17 protein-coding genes are annotated in these 17138 nt (G+C 74.5%); 7 read left to right on the top strand and 10 right to left on the bottom strand.

Features of this window, described 5'->3' with window-relative positions; all coding sequences use genetic code 11:
- The 6 genes from E1269_RS28370 to E1269_RS28345 all read right to left on the bottom strand — a co-directional run.
- A partial coding sequence (locus E1269_RS28370; protein ID WP_131900970.1) for an aldehyde dehydrogenase family protein occupies positions 1-437 on the bottom strand: 437 nt, incomplete at its 3' end.
- Between the two features lie 108 nt (positions 438-545).
- Positions 546-2006, bottom strand: coding sequence for an FAD/NAD(P)-dependent oxidoreductase (locus E1269_RS28365; RefSeq protein ID WP_203434159.1), 1461 nt, complete (start codon positions 2004-2006; stop codon positions 546-548).
- Entirely contained in the window at positions 1987-2259 is a 273-nt protein-coding gene (locus tag E1269_RS28360) for a (2Fe-2S)-binding protein (RefSeq protein WP_131900968.1), read from the bottom strand. The genes E1269_RS28365 and E1269_RS28360 overlap by 20 nt, the downstream gene beginning before the upstream one ends.
- Before the next feature lie 109 nt (positions 2260-2368).
- On the bottom strand, positions 2369-3499 hold the full coding sequence (locus E1269_RS28355; protein WP_131900966.1) for an NAD(P)/FAD-dependent oxidoreductase: 1131 nt from the start codon (positions 3497-3499) through the stop codon (positions 2369-2371).
- Positions 3489-4193 carry an ABC transporter ATP-binding protein gene (locus E1269_RS33970; protein ID WP_131900964.1) on the bottom strand — a complete coding sequence of 235 codons (705 nt, stop codon included), beginning with the start codon at positions 4191-4193 and terminating at the stop codon, positions 3489-3491. The genes E1269_RS28355 and E1269_RS33970 overlap by 11 nt, the downstream gene beginning before the upstream one ends.
- Before the next feature lie 206 nt (positions 4194-4399).
- Entirely contained in the window at positions 4400-4837 is a 438-nt protein-coding gene (locus E1269_RS28345; protein WP_131900962.1) for a PPOX class F420-dependent oxidoreductase, read from the bottom strand.
- 103 nt (positions 4838-4940) lie between these two features.
- On the opposite strand from E1269_RS28345, the gene E1269_RS28340 reads away from it, so the two are divergent.
- Positions 4941-5798, top strand: a complete 858-nt coding sequence (locus tag E1269_RS28340; protein ID WP_131900960.1) for a helix-turn-helix domain-containing protein — start codon at positions 4941-4943, stop codon at positions 5796-5798.
- A gap of 85 nt (positions 5799-5883) precedes the next feature.
- Here E1269_RS28340 and E1269_RS28335 read toward each other — a convergent pair whose 3' ends face one another.
- Positions 5884-6426 (bottom strand): methylated-DNA--[protein]-cysteine S-methyltransferase, encoded by a 543-nt coding sequence (locus E1269_RS28335; RefSeq protein ID WP_131900958.1) that lies wholly within the window; start codon positions 6424-6426, stop codon positions 5884-5886.
- A 257-nt stretch (positions 6427-6683) separates the two neighbouring features.
- Between E1269_RS28335 and E1269_RS28330 the strand changes: the two genes are divergently transcribed.
- The 4 genes from E1269_RS28330 to E1269_RS28315 are packed head-to-tail and all read left to right on the top strand — an operon-like array spanning position 6684 to position 10339.
- Positions 6684-7286 carry a biotin transporter BioY gene (locus tag E1269_RS28330; RefSeq protein WP_203434158.1) on the top strand — a complete coding sequence of 201 codons (603 nt, stop codon included), beginning with the start codon at positions 6684-6686 and terminating at the stop codon, positions 7284-7286.
- A 10-nt stretch (positions 7287-7296) separates the two neighbouring features.
- Entirely contained in the window at positions 7297-8580 is a 1284-nt protein-coding gene (locus tag E1269_RS28325; RefSeq protein ID WP_131900954.1) for an AMP-binding protein, read from the top strand.
- A complete protein-coding gene (locus E1269_RS28320; RefSeq protein WP_131900952.1) occupies positions 8577-9734 on the top strand; it encodes a thiolase family protein in 1158 nt (385 codons plus the stop codon). The genes E1269_RS28325 and E1269_RS28320 overlap by 4 nt, the downstream gene beginning before the upstream one ends.
- 8 nt (positions 9735-9742) lie before the next feature.
- Positions 9743-10339 (top strand): CbiQ family ECF transporter T component, encoded by a 597-nt coding sequence (locus E1269_RS28315; RefSeq protein ID WP_131900975.1) that lies wholly within the window; start codon positions 9743-9745, stop codon positions 10337-10339.
- A 52-nt stretch (positions 10340-10391) separates the two neighbouring features.
- Here E1269_RS28315 and E1269_RS28310 read toward each other — a convergent pair whose 3' ends face one another.
- From E1269_RS28310 to E1269_RS28300, 3 genes are all read right to left on the bottom strand, one after another.
- Complete coding sequence (locus E1269_RS28310; RefSeq protein ID WP_131900950.1) at positions 10392-11975, bottom strand: alkaline phosphatase D family protein; 1584 nt, start codon at positions 11973-11975, stop codon at positions 10392-10394.
- Positions 11976-12097: 122 nt separating this feature from the next.
- Entirely contained in the window at positions 12098-13414 is a 1317-nt protein-coding gene (locus E1269_RS28305) for a CehA/McbA family metallohydrolase (RefSeq protein WP_131900948.1), read from the bottom strand.
- Positions 13415-13427: 13 nt separating this feature from the next.
- Positions 13428-14423, bottom strand: a complete 996-nt coding sequence (locus tag E1269_RS28300; RefSeq protein WP_203434156.1) for a formylglycine-generating enzyme family protein — start codon at positions 14421-14423, stop codon at positions 13428-13430.
- A 51-nt stretch (positions 14424-14474) separates the two neighbouring features.
- Between E1269_RS28300 and E1269_RS28295 the strand changes: the two genes are divergently transcribed.
- On the top strand, positions 14475-15692 hold the full coding sequence (locus E1269_RS28295; RefSeq protein ID WP_131900946.1) for a hypothetical protein: 1218 nt from the start codon (positions 14475-14477) through the stop codon (positions 15690-15692).
- On the top strand, positions 15637-16992 hold the full coding sequence (locus E1269_RS28290; RefSeq protein ID WP_131900944.1) for a recombinase family protein: 1356 nt from the start codon (positions 15637-15639) through the stop codon (positions 16990-16992). Before E1269_RS28295 ends, E1269_RS28290 begins: the two co-directional genes overlap by 56 nt.
- Positions 16993-17138: the final 146 nt, after the last annotated feature.

Below are 17138 nucleotides of genomic sequence, written 5' to 3'. Positions count from 1 at the left end.
GGGTGGGCCTTGACGACGACGGGGCAGCCGGCGGCCAGCGCGGAGGCGGTGTCGCCGCCGGGGACGCTGAACGCGAGCGGGAAGTTGCTGGCGCCGAAGACCCCGACGACGCCGACCGGCACCAGCATCCGGCGCAGATCCGGCCGCGGGCCCATCGAGGTGTCGCCGGCGTGGTCGATCGTGGCCTCGACGTAGGAGCCCTCGCGCAGCACCTCGCCGAAGAGCCGGAGCTGGAAGGTGGTGCGCGTGAGCTCGCCGTTCAGGCGGGTCGGGCCCAGCGCGGTCTCGAGGTCCGCGGTGGCGACGATGGCCTCGCGGTCGGTCTCGAGGGCTTCGGCGACGGCGTCCAGCGCGTCAGCGCGGCCAGTCCGGCCACGCTGCTCGAACGCCGCGGCGGTCTCCGCCGCGTCGCGAACCGCGTGATCGACATCAGACATGGTCAGCTCTCCAGACGGCCGGTGGCCAGATCGACGACCGAGCCGGCGTGGGGCGGCCCACGCCGACTCGGGTGCTTTCACCAGATTATCTTAGTGACATGTGAAATGTCACTGTTGGCGGGGTGCTCCTTCCGGGTTCGCGAGCGCACTGAGCGTGATCGGAGCGGCGATCGGGCGCTCGGCGACGCCGCGCAGATCGGCCTCGACGGGACGGCCGGAACCGGCGGCCACGCACGCGGTCGCGTACCCGCAGACCCGGCCCTGGCACCAGCCCATCCCGGCGCGGCTGAGCAGCTTCGCGGTGCGCGCGTCGGTGGCGCCCAGCTCGTCGACGGCGGCCCGGACCTCGCCGGCGGTGACCTCCTCGCACCGGCAGACCAGCGTGTCCTCGCCCAGCCAGGTCTGCCAGCCGTCGCGGACCGGGTGCACCTCGTGCATGGCGGCGGCGAAACGACGCAGCGCGCGCCGGCGCCGTCGCAGCCGGCTCGGAACGACCACGGCGGGCTGGCCGGCGGCGTTCGCGGCGGTGGCGGCGTTCGCGGCCGCCCGGCCGGCGATCTCGCCCTCGGCGACGGCGAGCGGCGCTCCGCCGATGCCGCAGGCCTCACCGGCGACGTACACGCCCGGCACCGACGTGCGCTGGAGGTCGTCGACGGCCACGACGAGGGAGCCGTCGACGTCGACGCGGGTGGCGCAGCCCAGCGCGAGCGGCAGCTCCAGTTGCGGGGTGAAGCCCCAGCCGACCGCGGCGGTGTCGCACTCGACGATCCGCTCCGAGCCGGGCAGCACCCGCCAGCGGGCGTCCAGCCGGGCCACCGTGACCGCGGTCAGCGACTCGGCGCCGTGCGCGGCGACGATGGCCCGCCGGCTCCGGTAGGGCACCCGGTGCCGGGCGAGCGCCGCGGCGTAACCGGCGCCCTCGGTGAGCTTGCCCGCCACCGGCAGCACCGAGCCGGCCCGGCGCAGCCAGCCGGCCGGCGCGTTGGCCTCGAACACGCCGGCCACGGACGCGCCGCGGACCGCGAGGCCGGCCGCGACCGGCAGCAGGAACGGTCCCGTGCCGCCGACCACGACCCGCCTCCCGGCCACCACCTGATGGCCCTTGAGCAGGGCCTGAGCGCCCCCGGCGGTGTAGACACCCGGCAGGTCCCAGCCGCGGAACGGGACCTGCCGGTCGTAGCCGCCGGGGGCCAGCACGAGCACCCGAGCGGGCACCGCACGCTCCATGCCGTCGGCGACGGCACGGACCAGGAAGCCGCGCTCGGCTGGCTCCACGGTCCAGGCCTGGTGGCCGAACAAGCGCACCGCTGCGCTGGCGCCGGCGACCAGCCGCCGGAAGGTCGCCAGGTCGTGGTGCAGGTCGGCGACGGCGCCGAGGTCGCCGATCGGGTGCCGCCAGTACTGCCCGCCGGGCTGCCGCCCGGCGTCGACGAGCACGACCCTGGCGCCGGTGGCCAGCGCCGCCGACGCGGCCGCGAGCCCGGCCGGTCCGCCACCGACGACGGCGACGTCGTAGGTCTCCATGGCCCTGCCGGCCGGCGGAGTACCGTCAGACGGCGAGGTGACCACGGCCGGCTCCTTCCTGACGTCGCACGATCATGTCCGCGGCGGCCGGGACCAGGCAGGCACGCTGGTTCGGGACGCCGTCGACCTCGACCAGGCAGTCGAAGCACACGCCGATGCCGCAGAAGATCCCGCGCGGCCGGCCCTCGCGCCGAGTCGTCCGCCAGGCCCGGATGCCCGCCGCCACCAGCGCGGCGCCCACGCTCTGTCCCGTCGTGAACGGGATGGCGCGACCGTCGAAGTCGAAGGTGTGGCTCACGGGCACCCGCCTCCTGGTCCGCGGCCGCGCGTTGGCGCGGTGATGGCGGGCGGTTTGGTGGCGCTACAGGCCCACCAGGCCATCCGCCATAGCCGGGGGAACCGGCGGGTCATCGGAAGCGCTCCGGGCGGAAGGGGGCGACGTCGAGGGACGGCTGCTGCCCGTCGATCAGCTCCGCGATCAGCAGTCCAGTGGCGGCCGCGAGCCCGATGCCGGCGCCCTCGTGCCCGCAGGCGTGGAACAGTCCGGGCGCGCGCGGATCGGGCCCGATGACCGGCAGGTGGTCGGGGCAGTACGGGCGGAAGCCGCGGTAGGCGCGGATCACCTGCACGCCGGCCAGAACCGGGAACAGCTCGACCGCCTGGGCGGCCAGCGCCCGCAGCACGCGCACCGACAGTGTTCGGTCGTACCCGACGCGCTCGCGGCTGGCACCGATCAGGACGGTCCCGGCCCGGGTGCCTTCGACCACCGGCGATGTCTGCAGGGCGGCGTCGTCGCTGGCCACGTCGGAGACGTACTCCGCGGCGTACACCTTGTGCCGGATCAGCCGCGGCAGCGGCTCGGTGACCAAGATGAACCCGCGCCGCGGCAGCACCGGCACCTCCACTCCTGCCAGTGAGGCGATCTCGCCGCCCCAGGTGCCCGCGGCGTTGACGACGGCGCCGGCCGGCAGGTCGCCTGTGGAGGTGCGCACGCCCGTCACCTGGCCGCCCGAGCGCAGGAACCCGGTGACCTCGACGCCGGTGTGCACCGTGGCGCCGGAGCGGCGGGCCGAGCGCAGCAGCCGGGCCGCGGCCAGCATCGGCTGCACCTGGGCGTCCTGCGGGTACAGCACGCCGCCGGCCAGCTCGGGGTTCAGGTGCGGCTCGTGTTCGGCCAGGTCGCCGGCCGGGACCACCACCGTGTCGACGCCGGCCTTCGCCTGCTCCGCGGCCAGCCCGGACAGGGCCGCGACGCCGTCCGCCGCCGACGCGACCACCAGGCCGCCCTTGGCGTCGTACTCGAACCCGCCGACCTCGGTGCCCAGCTCGCGCCACAGCCGCGACGACAGCATGGCCAGGTCCAGCTCCGCGCCCGGTGGCTTGTCGGAGACGAGGATGTTGCCCTCGCCGGCGCCGGTGGTGCCACCGGCCACCGGTCCGCGGTCGACGACGGTGACCGACAGCCCCGCGCGGGTGGCGTACCAGGCGGTGGCGGCGCCGACCACGCCGGCGCCGATCACCACGACGTCAGCGGGCACCAGGAGGCCCTCCGGGAGTGAGCCCACCGGCGACGTGTGCCTCTTCAGCGTCGATGGCGGCCTTGATTCCGCCAGGTGAACCGGGGGCGGTCGACGCGACCTCCTCCGGCTTCACCTCGTGCGGGGCGAATTTCCCGTCGCGGATGTCCTCGGCGAAGTGGCAGGCGACCTCGTGCCCGCCGGCAAGTGCGCGCAGCGCCGGCCGTTCGGTGTCGCAGCGCGTGTCCTGCTTCCACGGGCAGCGGGTGTGGAACCGGCAACCGGCCGTCGGCTCGATCAGCCGCATGACCGCGCGGCCAAGCGTGGACTTCCCGCAGCCGGACTCGCCCACCAGCCCGGACGTCGTACCCGCCTCGATGTCCAGGTCGACGCCGTCAACGGCCTTGACCGCGCCGACGGAGCGCCGGAACAGCGTCCCGGCCCTGATGGGGAAGTGGACCTCGAGGTCGCGGACTTCGAGCAGACTCACCGGGCCACGTTCCCTTCGTCGACGAGCAGGTCCGCGCCCACCGGCCGCACGCACTTCCCATGGGACAGTGTCGCGCGCCGACCCCGGGATCGTGTGCAGCAGCGTCGACGGGTCCTCGTCGTCGATCCGCGGGATCGACTGGAGCAGCCCGTCGGTGTATGGGTGCGAGGGCCGGCCGAACAGCTCCTTCGTGCCGGCGGACTCCACGATTCGCCCGGCGTACATCACGTGCACAGTGTCACAGAGGCCGGCCACCACGCCGAGATCGCGCGTGATCGCGATGAGCCCGCAGCCGGACTCGGCGACCAGCTTGGGCTTCTACCGCTTTCATCGGACATCTGTCGATCCGGCTCGGTGAGGAGGGTTCGTCCGCTCACCGGTGCTGCGCAGCCGGAACGGTGTGCCGTACGTCGTCCACGCGCCTGAGCGGCTCAGCCGACGTCGCGGGCGAGCAGCTCGAACGGGTCGGAGTCGATGCCCCGGGACAGGATGCGCCGCGGATGAATCCGGATGTACGCCGGGTCGAACGGCATGATGGTGGTGATCCGGCGGCCAAGCTCCTCGCCGCCCGCGTCGGCGGTCTCGGCGCGACCGCGGACTTCGAGCGCGCGGGGAAGGTACGGGTCGACGCTGATCAGGTCGTCGACGATGAATGTCACGTCGGGGCGCTGCCGTGCGTTGTGGAACTTCTGGCTCCTCGCCATGCCGGTGCCCTCGTGGCCGGCGACCACGATGGTCTGTGTCGCCGGGTCGAAGAAGACTCCGACCGGTGCGAGCTGCGGACGGTTGCCGGGGCCGACGGTCGCCAGCCGGCCCAGGCGCTGGCTGGTCAGGTAGGCGATCTCGGAGTCGGTGAACGTGCTGGTCATGACTCCAGCTTGAGGCGTGTCGGCGGCCGTCAGGAAGGCCGTGCCGAGGCTAGCCCCGGCAGGGCCAGGCGGCGACCGTCGCGGTCGGGCATAGCCTGGCGTGGTGAGCGACACCGAATTGGGCGCGTTCCTGCGCTCCCGGCGCGAGGCCGTCAGCCCCGCCGAGGTCGGGCTGCCGGTTGGGCCGCGGCGCCGCACCCCGGGCCTGCGCCGGGCAGAGCTCGCCACCCTCGCCGGCGTCAGCGTCGACTACCTCACCCGCTTGGAGCAGGGCCGTGACCGCCGCCCGTCCGCCCAAGTGCTCTCGGCCCTGGCCGACGCGCTGTGCCTAGAGCTGGCCGACCGGGTCGTGCTGCGCAACCTCGCCAAGGTCGCCGAAGGTGACGCCTTCTGCCCGTCCATGGAGGAACCGCCGGCCCGGACCGTGCGCCCCACCGTCCGGGCCCTGCTCCAACGGCTGGAGCCGACGCCGGCCGTCCTGATCAACCGCATCGGCGACGTACTGGACGCGACCGCCGGCTTCGGCGCCCTGGCCGGGCCGCTCGGACTGCTCCGCGGCGACCCGCCCAACGTGCCGCGATACCTGTTCACCCACCCCGGCGCCCGGACCGCGTACCCGGACTGGGAGGCTGTCGCCGACCGGTACGTCGCGACGCTCAAGTTCGAGTCCGGACCCTCCGATCCACATCTGGCCACGCTCGTGGACGAGCTGACCGTGGTCGCCGGTGCCCCGTTCGCCGACCGGTGGGCCGCTCCGTCCGCCGTCGCCGAGCGGACCGGGGTCGAACGGCTGGTCCACCCGGATGCCGGTGAGCTGCGGCTGGCCTTCGAGACCCTCGACTTGCCCGACGCCGGGCACCAACGCCTGGTCGTCTACCTGCCCGCCGACGACGCGTCCTCCGCGGCATTGGATCGCCTGACCGGCCGGCGCCCAGGCGCCCTCCACGCTGTCGCGGGCTGACGCGCCAGGTCGCGAGTGCCGGCTGGGAGGTTACCCGGTGCTCAGTCCTGGCGCATGAACGCCGCTCAGGTGGTGCCGATGGCCGTCAGGTGCTCAGGTGGTTGGGGTTCCAGTCGAAGGTCGGGGGTAGGACGCCTTCGAGGGTGAGCAGCCACCGCTTGACCTCGAGGCCGTTGCCGCCGGAGCCGCCGCTGTAGCCGCCGAGGCCGTCATGGGCGAGGACGCGGTGGCACGGGACCACGATGGGAATGGGGTTGGCGCCCATGATGCCGCCGATGCCGCGGGCCGGGACGCCGGTGCCGCCGCGGCCGGCCAGCTCGCCGTAGGTGACCGAGGCGCCGTAGCCGACGGTGGAGTGCAGTGTGGTCAGCACCGTGCGCGCCGAGCCGGTGACGTAGCGCCAGTCGACCGGGACGTCGAAGTGCCGCCGCGTGCCGGCAAAGTACTCGCCCAGCTGGGTGAGCACGGGGGCGGTCCGCGCGGCGTCGTCGGCGACGGGGACCTGGGCACGGCCGGTCAGCCGCGCCGGGGCGCCCCAGCCCACCGCGGCCAGGCCGTCGCGGGTGACGGCCACCGCCAGCGGGCCGACCGGCGTGTCGAGGCCGCCGACGGCCACATCATCGACCATGCCGCCCATTCTGCCCCCGCCCACCGACAAGCTCCGCGGCGCGAAGCCGCAGCCTCCCCCACCGGAGAGTCGGACGAGACAGAACACACCCCGGCGCGGGGGCGCGATGGCCTGTTGTGGAGGATCCCCAAGGCGCGGCAGCCGCGATGGTGCGATGTGCCGACTATGTCCCGGAGCGGTCCGTCGGTCAGAGTGGACGGGTATCACGCTTCGAGCGGACGGGCCGGTGGAGGTCCGTCATGACAAGGAGAGGTTCGATGGCGCGTTCGACGGAGGGCCGGTCCAAGCTGCCGGCCGGCGACCTGGCGCGGATCGCGGCCTTCGCCGCCTTCATCGCGGTCCTCGGCCTGCCCGGCGCGTTCACCCTGTTCGGGAACTCGGTGCCGGTGACGCTGCAGTCGATGGGGCCGCTGTTGGCCGGCGCGATCCTCGGCGCCAGGCGCGGTGCGCTGTCGGTGATCCTGCTGCTGGCGCTGGTCGCGGCCGGGATGCCGCTGCTGGCCGGCGGTCGCGGCGGCCTGGGCGTGTTCGCCGGGCCGTCAGTGGGCTACCTGATCGGGTGGGTGGCGGCCGCGTTCGTCGCCGGGCTGATCGTGGAGCGGTCGGGGCGGCGGCCGGGCACCCACTGGGTGCTGATCGCCTGCCTGCTCGGGTCGGCTACCACGCTGGCCGTCGGCATCCCGGTGCAAGCGGCCGTCAGCGGCGTGCCGCTGGCCGAGACGTTCCGACTGGCCCTCGCCTTCGTCCCCGGCGACACCGCCAAGGCGATCGTCGCGGCGCTCGTGGCGGCGGGCGCCCAGCGGGCCTACCCCGACGCCGCGCCGGCCGCCTGGCGCGAGCGCATCGACGGCCGGTCCTGAAGCTCTCACCATGCCGATCGCCCGCGAGGTCCTCGCCCATGCCGCCGGCCGGCCGCACCATGTCGCCGTCCGCTGTGGTGACGTCACCCGGACGTACGCGCAGCTCGCCCGGGACGCCGAGCGGGGAACAAATGGCACGGACGCCGGCCGGCTCGTCCCGCTGACCTCGACCGACCCGGTCGACGTCCTGAGCGGGGTGATCGCCGCGGACCTCGCCGGCGCGGTGCCGCTGATCTGCGACCCCGCCTGGCGCCCGGACCACCGGCGGGCGGTGCTCGGCGCGCTGCCGGCGACGGTGGACGGCGCGGCCGAGCACGACCTCGCCTGGGCCGGGTTCACCTCCGGGAGCGCCGGCCGGCCACGCGTGGTCGTCCGCCGCCGCGCCTCGTGGACCGGCAGCTACGCTGCGCTGTCCCGGCTCACCGGCACCACCCCCGACGACACTGTTCTGGTCCCGGGGCCGCTGGTGTCGTCGCTGTACGCGTTCGCGGCACTGCACACGCTCGCCGTCGGCGCCACCCTCGTGCTCACGCCCGGCTGGTCGCCGCGGCTGCTGCACGCCGCGCTGCCCGGCTCGGACGTCGTCCACCTCGTCCCGCATGCGCTGGAGACGGTGGCCCGGGCCGGCCGCGGCAGGTTGCGCACGGCAGTCGTCGGTGGCGCGGCCCTCCCGGAGACGCTGCGGGAGCGGGCCGCCGCGGCGGGGGTCGGGGCGGTCGCGTACTACGGCGCCGCCGAGCTGTCCTTCGTCGCCGTCGACGCCGACGGGTCGGGCCTGCGCCCGTTCCCCGAGGTGGAGATCGACGTACGGCGGCCGGGCGAGGTGTGGGTGCGCTCGCCGTGGATCGCGCACGGCTACCTGGGCGCGGCCGGGCCGCTGCGCCGCGACGCCGCCGGCTGGGCCACCGTCGGCGACCTCGCCGAGCCCGCCACCCCAGGCTCGCCACTGCGACTGCGCGGGCGCGGCGACGGCACCGTGCTCACCGGTGGCGCCACCGTGGTTCCCGAGGACGTCGAGTCCGTGCTGGCCGCGGTGCCGGGAGTGGCCGGCGTCGTCGTCGTGGGGCTGCCGCACGACGGGCTCGGCGCGGTGGTCGCCGCGGTCGTCGAGGGTGACGGGGTACGACGGCGTTCGCTCGAGGCCGCGGCCCGGGCCGGCCTGGCACCCGCGCAGCGGCCGCGCCGCTGGTTCGCCGTGGACGAGCTGCCGCGGACCGCCGGCGGGAAACCCGCCCGGGCGCTGATCGGAGCGGGCGTGGCGGCGGGCACGCTCGCGACCCGGCCGGTGCCATGAGCGCCCCGGTCGTCATCGCGGCCCGGCGCACCCCGATCGGGACCGCCGGCAAGGCACTGCGCGACGTCACGGTCGACCGGCTGGCCACGCCGGTCGTCGCCGCCGTCGTCGACGACGTGTGGCCGCTCGGCGCGGCGCGCGGGGTCGACGACGTCGTGCTCGGCAACTGCCTGGGCCCTGGCGGCAACATCGCCCGGGTGTCGGCCCTGGCCGCCGGGCTCGGCGAGGGTGTGCCGGGCGTGACGGTCGACCGGCAGTGCGGCAGCGGCCTGGCGGCGATCCTGCAGGCGGGACAGGCGATCCGGGCCGGTGACGCGCGGCTGATGCTGGCCGGCGGCGCCGAGAGCGCCTCCACCGCGCCGCAGCGGTCGCACCGGGTGCCGCCCGACGGTGGAGAGCCCGGGCCGTACGACCGCGCGCCGTTCACCCCGCCGGAGTTCGGCGACCCCGACATGGGCGCCGCCGCCGACGCGCTCGCCCGCGCCCGCGGCGTCACCCGCGAGCGGCAGGACGCCTACGCCGCCGCCAGCCACGCCAAGGCGCTGGCCGCCCGCGACGCAGGCCGGTACGACGCCGAGCTCGTGCCTCTGGGCGAGGTCACCTCCGACGACCGCCCGCGCCGGCTGGCGCCCGCGGTGCTGGCCCGGATGCCGGCCGCGTTCGTGCCCCGCGGCTCGGTCACCGCCGGCAACTCCTGCCCGAACAGCGACGGTGCCGCGGTGGTTGCGCTGGTCTCCGACGGGCTGCGCGGCGGCCGCCCGGGGCTGCGGCTGGTGGCCGGCGCCGTCGTCGGGTGCGATCCGCGGCTGCCCGGCTGGGGCCCGGTGCCGGCCGTTCGCCGCGTGCTGCGCGACGCCGGCGTGACCCTGCGCGACGTGTCGGCCATCGAGGTCGTCGAGGCGTTCGCCGGTCAGGTGCTCGCCGTGACCGACGCGCTGGGGCTCCAACCGCTGGACCGCGACGCCGCGCTGGTCTGCGCGGACGGCGGCGCACTGGCACTGGGCCACCCGTGGGGCGCGTCCGGCGCCGTCGTCGTCGTGCGGCTGTTCAGCCGGCTGGTCCGCGGCGGCGCGCCGGCCGGAACCCTCGGCCTGGCGACGGCGGCCATCGGCGGCGGGATGGGCGTGGCCGGGCTGTTCGAGGTGGTCCGGTGAGCGCGCTGCTGACCGGTGCCTACGTTCCCGGCACGTCGCCGCTGCACCGGGCGCCGGCCGGGCCGAAGCTGGCACTGCTGGCGACGGCGTGCACGGCACTGCTGCTGGCCCGGACCCCGCTGCTGGTGGCCGCGTGCGCGGTGGTCGTGGTCGCGCTGTACGCGGTGGGCCGGATCGGGCCCGCGGCCGCCTGGGCGCAGCTGCGGCCGCTGCGGTGGTTCGTCGTGGTGCTGATCGTGGTCCAGGTGCTCATCGCCGACGTGTCCACCGCGGTGGCGCTGACCGGGCGGCTGGTGCTCGCGGTCGCGCTGGCCGCTCTCGTGACGCTCACGACGCGCACGACCGACCTGATGGCGACGCTGGAACGGGCGCTGCGGCCGCTGCGCCGAGTCGGCGTCGACCCCGCTCGGGTGTCGCTGACCATGTCGCTGGCGCTGCGCAGCGTGCCGGTGGTGGCCGGCATCGCGGCCCGGCTGCGGGAGGCCCGCTGGGCGCGCGGCGGGCGGCGCAGCGCCCGGGCCTTCGCCGTGCCGCTCGTCGTCGGGGTGCTGCGGCACGCCGACGCGATGGGCGAGGCGCTGCGGGCACGCGGACTGGACGACTGATGCCCGGGTCGTCCTGGACCCCGATCGGCGACGCGACCGGAAGCTGACGTGATCAGTCGGCGTCGACCTGGACGATGCCGGGGCGGCCGGCCTCGACATAGACGCTGGCGCGCGTGCTCACCGGCGCATCCGGCTGGCGGACGTAGGGCATGACGCGGTAGTCGGTCCGCCACGACTCAGGCGTCAGCGTGCACAGGGCGTAGCCGCGCTGCACGTTGTGGAACTTCATGTGCGGGTTCTCCGCCAGCCACACCTGGCCCAGCGCGTCCTGATCGACGCCGTCGCCGCTGGCGCTGATGGACGTTGACAGGAACTCGGTGCCGACGGTGGCGGACTCGGGGTCGTCGAAGTCGAGCTTGAGGTCGGCCGCGACGCTGCGGTGGGCGTCGCCGGTGATGACGACGAGGTTCTCCACGCCGCGGTCGCGCACGCCGGTGAGCAGCCGCGACCGGGCCGCCGCGTAGCCGTCCCAGGTGTCCATGCCGAACGCCTGCACCGGGCCGGCGTCGTGGTCGGCCTGCATCATGAAGATCTGGTTCGCCATGACCTTCCAGGTGGCCGGCGACCCCTCCAGGCCGTCCAGCAGCCACGCCTCCTGCGCGTCGCCGAGCATGGTGCGCGCCGGGTCCAGGCGCTCCTCGCAGTCGATCTGGCGGCCGTCGCCGCAGGCCTGGTTGTCGCGGTGCTGGCGGGTGTCGACGACGTTGAAGTCGGCCAGCGTGCCGTAACGCAGCCGGCGGTAGAGCTGCATGTCCGGACCGGACGGCATCGAGGCACGGCGCAGCGGGGTGTTCTCGTAATACGCCTGCATCGCGGCGGTGCGGCGGGCCAGGAACTCCGGACCGCCGGCGTCGCCGCCGTCGAGGTCGTCGGCCCAGTTGTTGTCGATCTCGTGGTCGTCGAGCACCACGATCCACGGTGCGGCCGCGTGGCCGGCCTGCAGGTCGGGGTCGGTCTTGTACTGGCTGTAGCGCACCCGGTAGTCCTGCAGCGAGTGGCACTCGACGGCCGGCAGGTGGCCGCGGCCGATGGTGCCCTGCCCGGAGCCCTCGTAGATGTAGTCGCCGAGGTGGACGACGAGGTCGACGCCGTCGGCGGCCAGGTGGCGGTACGCGGTGAAGAATCCCTCGGAGTAGTTCTGGCAGCTGGCGAACGCGAAGGTGACATCGTTCGGCCGCGCGTCGACGGCCGGCGCGGTGCGGGTGCGCCCGACGGCGCTGAGCTCGCGGCCGGCGCGGAAGCGGTACCAGTACTCGCGGTCCGGCTCCAGGCCGGTGACCTCCGCATGGACCGAGTGGGCCAGCTCCGGTGTGGCCCGGACGGTGCCGGACCGCTCGACCTGCCCGAACGCGGGATCGCGGGCGAGCTGCCACTGCACCGGGACGGACTGCGCGGCCATTCCGCCGCTGCCGTCGACGGCCAGCGGCTCCGGTGCCAGGCGGGTCCAGAGCACGACGCCGTCGGGCAGCGGGTCGCCGGAGGCCACGCCGAGGGTGAACGGGTTCTGGCGGAAGACCGGGTTGGCGCGGACCGGTGCCGCCGAGAACCCGGTGAGCGCGGCGGCGAAGGTGACGGCGCCGCCGCCGGCGAGGGCGAGGAACCGACGACGGTCGAGAGTGAGCTGACGATCGGGCACGGACGCCTCCAAGGCACTGAGGGGGTGCCCGATCTCATCACAACTGTCCGGACTGTGGGCCACGTTCCGGATGAACTCCGGGCAGCGCCGCGGTGAAGACCGTCTCCATGAGCGGTCGCGGCCTACTCCAGCCACCACGGGCTGGAGTAGGCGACGCCCCAGTCGTTGCCCGGGTGGCCGTCCGGCCCCGGTGTCTCGTTCGGCTGTTCAGGGTCGGCCACGCGCAGCACCACCCAGTCGCCGTCGTCGGCGTCCAGCGGCACCGTGAACCGGGTGACCTGCCCGACCGTCACCGGGACCACGTCGGCGACCTCGGGGACCTCGGCGCCGGGCCGCAGCACCTGGACGTCGAGCCGCCGGCCGGCCCACTCCGGTCCACGGTCCAGGTCGACGGCGAACCGGACGTCGCCGCGGGAGCTGGTGAGGCCGCCGCCCATCGGTACCCCGTCGGCGGTCGCGTCCAGCCGCAGCCCGGAGACCCGGGTGGCGAAGAACCGCCGCTCGCTCATCGCCGTGAAGACTCCGCTCCGGGTGTTCTCGGTGACCCACATCCCGGTGCGGCCCTTGCCCTCCGGATGCCCCCAGTCGGTGCCGTGCTCGTCGGTGACGCCGCTCAGGCCCGGCCGCCAGCCCGCGTTCAGGCACGCGACCAGCGGCGACCTGACCCCGTCGGACCAGCCGCGGAACAGGTAGTCGTCGCGGCGGTTGAACATCTCCAGGCTCACCACCTGGTCGCGCGCGGCCCGTTCGAACCGGAATCCCTGGAACCGGCCGGGCTCGCGGCCCGGGTGGTTGAAACCCGCCAGCCCGTCGGCGCCGCCGTCGCCCAGGCCCAGGAAGCCGGACTCGCGGGTCAGCCAGTCGAAGAACTCGCTCATGACGGACGCCTGGAGCACGTCGGTGTACTCGCCGGTGAACCACACGTTCATGTGTCCCAGCAGCGGGTTGGACCATTCGAAGCCGCGGATCGCGGTGAACCGGCCGGGGTCGTCGGCGGCGTCGGCCAGCGCCCCGGTCAGCCGCCAACCGCGGCGGCTCAACCCGAGCACCCGGTTCGCGTCGGCCGGGAGCAGCGGGTCCAGGACGGTGAGGGCTCCGTCGGCGACGATCGCGTGGTCGGTGAGTGCCGCCACGTCCAGCCCGGCCGAGCGCAGCGACGCGAACGCCCGTTCCGGGTCGCCGGCACCGTCGGAGAGCGCGGTGTGGTTGTGCAGGTCGGCGTGGACCAGCCGCCGGTCCCGGGTGATCAGCGAGGCGCGGTCGGCACCGCGCGCCTGCCGCACGGTGGCGTCGCCGGCCGCGGTCGGGACCGCGTCCGCGCCGGGGGTGCCGGCGGCGACGCTGGCCAGGAGCAGTCCGCCCGCACCGGCGAGGAGATCGCGCCGCCTCAGCCCGGCCACGACGGCCGGGTCGCCGAGCTCGTGTGGGTCACGGCTCACGCGACGCTCCGGGCTACCCGGTCGGTAGGTCGGCGGCGCAGCGGAAGCCGATGTTGCCCGTCGAGCTGTCCGGGGTGTTGCTGGTGCGCGCGGCCACCCGGTAGCGGTTGCAGTACGACTCGTGGCACAGGTAGCTGCCGCCGCGGGTCACCCGGGCGGAGCCGTCGGGCGGGCCGGCCGGGTCGGTGCGGGTCTCGGGGCGGTCGTCGGCGTGCCACGTGGTGCTCCACCAGTCCGAGCACCACTCCCACACGTTGCCGGCCACCTCGTACAGCCCGTAGCCGTTCGGCGGGTACGACTTGACCGGCGCCGGGCCGACGTGGCCGTCCTCGGACGTGTTGACCGCCGGAAACCGGCCCTGCCAGATGTTGCAGCGCCAGCGGTTCTTCGGCACCAGGTCGTCGCCCCAGGCGAACTTCGCGCGCCGCAGCCCGCCGCGGGCGGCCATCTCCCACTCGGCCTCGGTGGGCAGTCGCTTGCCGGCCCAGGCGGCGTAGGCGCTCGCGTCGTTCCACGACACGTGGACGACGGGGTGCTGCGGCCGGGTGGTCACGTCCGAGCCGGGACCGTCGGGGGCCCGCCAGTACGCGCCCTCGACGGCGTTCCACCACGGCGCCTGCGGCACTGTCGCGTCCATGACGTGCCGGCGCTGCTCCGGGCCGATGAACAAGTGGAACACGAACGACCAGCCGAACCGTTCGGCCTCCGTGGTGTACCCGGTCGCCTTGACGAACGCGGCGAACTGCCGGTTGGTGACGGCGGTCGCGTCGATGAGGTACGGCGACAACGTGACCGCCCGGACCGGGCCCTCACCGTCGTCGGGGAAGGCGTCGGGGTCGTCACCGCCCATCGCGAACTCACCGCCGTCGATGCGGACCATGCCGCGGGCGACCTCGCGGGCGTCCCGGACCGGTGGTGTGAACGGCAGCTCGACGGCGCCCGACGGCGCGTGGCCTTCGGCCGGCCCGCGATCGGCGGACGGACCGCAACATCCCGACGTGTGCGACACCGCATCACCGTACCCATAAGGGCCGGCACGGCGAACGGCTAGCCTCCTGTCGTGCTGATCGTGGCCGTCGTCGCGTTCTCCGTCGCCTGGTGGCTCGGGCTCTACCTGATCGCCCGCGACGTGACGGACGCCGCCATGCGCCGGGCCGGGCTGGGGCTGCTCGCCTACGCGCTGGCGCTGGCGTTCGCGCCGTTCGACGGGTCCTTCGCCGACGCCGCCGGCTACGTGCTCGCGGGGCTGCCGGTGCTGATCTGGACCGGCGTGCTGCTCGCGCTGCTACCGCCGGATCATCGGTGGCGCTCCGCCGCCGAGCTCGGGTGGCGGTGGGTCGTCCTGCCGCTGGGGACGGCGGAGCTGGTGGCGGCCGCGGTCGTCGGCGGCAGCTGGGAGCCGCTGACGGCGGTGCTGGTGCTGGCGCCGCTGGTGGCCGCGCTGGTCGTGCTGCTGCGCGAGCACGGGCTCGGCGGCGACCTGCGGCGGGGCGCGGTCGTGCTGGTGAGCGTACTGTTCGCGCTGGGCGCCGCGGCCCTGCTGATGTCGCTGGACCTGCTGCCGACCGGGCTGGTGCTGGCCGGGGTCGGGCTCGACCTGGCCGTCCTCGGCGTCGTCGTCGCGGTGTCGAACGCCCTGGACGCCGGCGAGGCGGTGGCCGCGGACCTGCGCCGGTCGGCGGTCGGTGCCGGGATCGCGGTGGTCGTCTTCGGCGGGCAGGTCGGGCTGGTGGCCGTCGGCGCCGACGACGCCGACGCGCTGCGCCCGCTCGCCTTCGGCGTCGTCGGGGCGGCCATCGCGGTGGTCACGCTGGCCAGTCCGCTGCAGGCGCTCGTCGACCGCCTGGTCTTCACCGGCCGGCCCGAGCTGCGCGCCGAGCGGTCCGATCTGCGCGACGCCGCCGACGCGCTGCCGCGCCGCGACGAGCACCCGCGGATCGCCGACCTCGACGACGACGGGTTCACCCGGCTGGTCCGCGACGCCCTGCGCAACTACGGCGACCTCGGCAAGCTGGTGTCGAGCCCGCTCATCGGGCTGCCGGCAGTCGACAAGCGGCTGCAGCGCCGTGACCACGCCGACCACGCACTGGAGCGCGCGGTCGAGCTGAAAGCCATGCTGCTGGAGAGCATCGAGCGGCTGCGCCCGCGCGACCAGGAGTTCGGCACCAGCGAGGAGTGGCGCTACTACAATCAGCTGTTACGACTATGCCATAGTTCAGGGTATGGATGGCAAGAGGGCAGTGCTCTATCTGAGGCAGTCGCTCGACCGGACCGGTGACGGCGCCGCCGTCGATCGGCAGCGGGACGCGTGCACCAGCCTCGCGCAGGCTCGCGGGCTGACCGTCGTCGAGGAGTACGTCGACAACAGCGTCTCCGCGACGAACGGCGCGCGGCCGCGCTGGACGCAGCTCCTCGCCGACGCCGAGGCCGGCCGGTACGACGTCATCATGGCGTGGTCCCTGGACCGGCTCACCCGCGGCGTGGCCGACATGGAGCGCCTGGTGGTGCTGTGCGAGCGCGCCGGCATCGCGGTCGTGACCGTCCAGGGAGACCTTGACCTCGCCACCGACTCCGGGCGCCTCGTGGGCCGTATCCTGACCGCCGTGGCCCGTGGTGAGGTGGAGCGGAAGTCGAGCCGGCAGGTGCTCGCGAATGCGCAGCGTGCCCGGCAGGGACGCCCGCCGCAGGGGCCGCGCGCGTTCGGCTACAGCTCCGACGGCATGGAACTGGTACCCGTCGAGGCCGAGCTCGTCCGCTGCGCCTTCGAGAAGGTGGCCGCCGGCGGGTCGGTGCTGTCGATCGTCCGTGCCTGGGAGGGCCACACGACGACGTGGGGGCGCCCGTGGACACCTCGCGCCGTCCGGACGGTCCTGGCGAACCCGCGCTACGCCGCCTTGCGCTCATACCGCGGTGAGGTCGTGGGGGAGGGTGCGTGGCCGGCGATCGTGGACGAGGAGCTGTGGCGGCTCGTGCAGGGAATTCTCAGCGACCCTGAGCGGCGGGTGTCGCCCGGGACCGAGCGGACCTACCTTCTGACGGGTCTGGCGACGTGCGGCGTCTGCGGTGGCCTGATCCGGGCCGGCGGCCTCAACCACGGCAACCGGACCTACCGGTGCGCCTCCAAGAGCCACGTGGTGCGCGCGGCCGGCCCGGTCGACGACTTCGTGACTGCAGTGGTGTGCGAGCGACTGGGGCGCCCGGACGTCGCCGATCTGGTCGCGGCGAAGCGCCCGGACGTCGGTGCCCTGCATACCGAGGCTGCGACGCTGCGGCAGCGGCGTGACCAGCTGGCCGTGCTGTTCGCCGACGGCGAGCTGACGGCCTCACAGCTGCGAGTCGGCACTGAACGCCTCGACGGGCGCCTGGAGCAGCTGGACGGCCAGCTGGCAGCAGCGGCGCGGGAGAGCGCCCTGCTGGCGTTCGCGGGCGCCGAGCAGGCGCGGGCGGTGTGGGAGGGCCTGGACCTCCAGCAGCGGCGAGCCGTCATCGCCGAGCTGATGACGGTGAAGCTGTTGTCGCCGGGTAGAGGAATTCGGACATTCAGGCCCGAAAGCGTGCTCATCCAACCGCGAAGCTAGCTCGCCATAGGAATGGCCCTTCGGTGAATTCCGGGGGGCCATTCTTGTTGGATCAAGCGGCGACCAGGGCATTCTTTCAAATAGGGCCACGGAGGGACCAGGAGTCCCTATATCACCTGCATGATCCAGCTTGCCGAACGACTGTA

The organism is Jiangella asiatica (assembly GCF_004349065.1).
Classification (GTDB): Bacteria; Actinomycetota; Actinomycetes; order Jiangellales; family Jiangellaceae; genus Jiangella; species Jiangella asiatica.
The sequence above is the reverse complement of the archived record's forward strand: the minus strand, read 5'-3'. Positions and strand labels throughout refer to the sequence as shown.

Excerpts from the sequence above, each read along its gene's own strand:
- E1269_RS33970 (WP_131900964.1), bottom strand. The coding sequence starts at position 4,193 with ATGTACGCCGGGCGAATCGTGGAGTCCGCCGGCACGAAGGAGCTGTTC.
- E1269_RS28320 (WP_131900952.1), top strand. The coding sequence starts at position 8,577 with ATGAGCGCCCCGGTCGTCATCGCGGCCCGGCGCACCCCGATCGGGACC.
- E1269_RS28290 (WP_131900944.1), top strand. The coding sequence starts at position 15,637 with ATGGATGGCAAGAGGGCAGTGCTCTATCTGAGGCAGTCGCTCGACCGG.
- E1269_RS28345 (WP_131900962.1), bottom strand. The coding sequence starts at position 4,837 with ATGACCAGCACGTTCACCGACTCCGAGATCGCCTACCTGACCAGCCAG.
- E1269_RS28325 (WP_131900954.1), top strand. The coding sequence starts at position 7,297 with ATGCCGATCGCCCGCGAGGTCCTCGCCCATGCCGCCGGCCGGCCGCAC.
- E1269_RS28330 (WP_203434158.1), top strand. The coding sequence starts at position 6,684 with ATGGCGCGTTCGACGGAGGGCCGGTCCAAGCTGCCGGCCGGCGACCTG.
- E1269_RS28335 (WP_131900958.1), bottom strand. The coding sequence starts at position 6,426 with ATGGTCGATGATGTGGCCGTCGGCGGCCTCGACACGCCGGTCGGCCCG.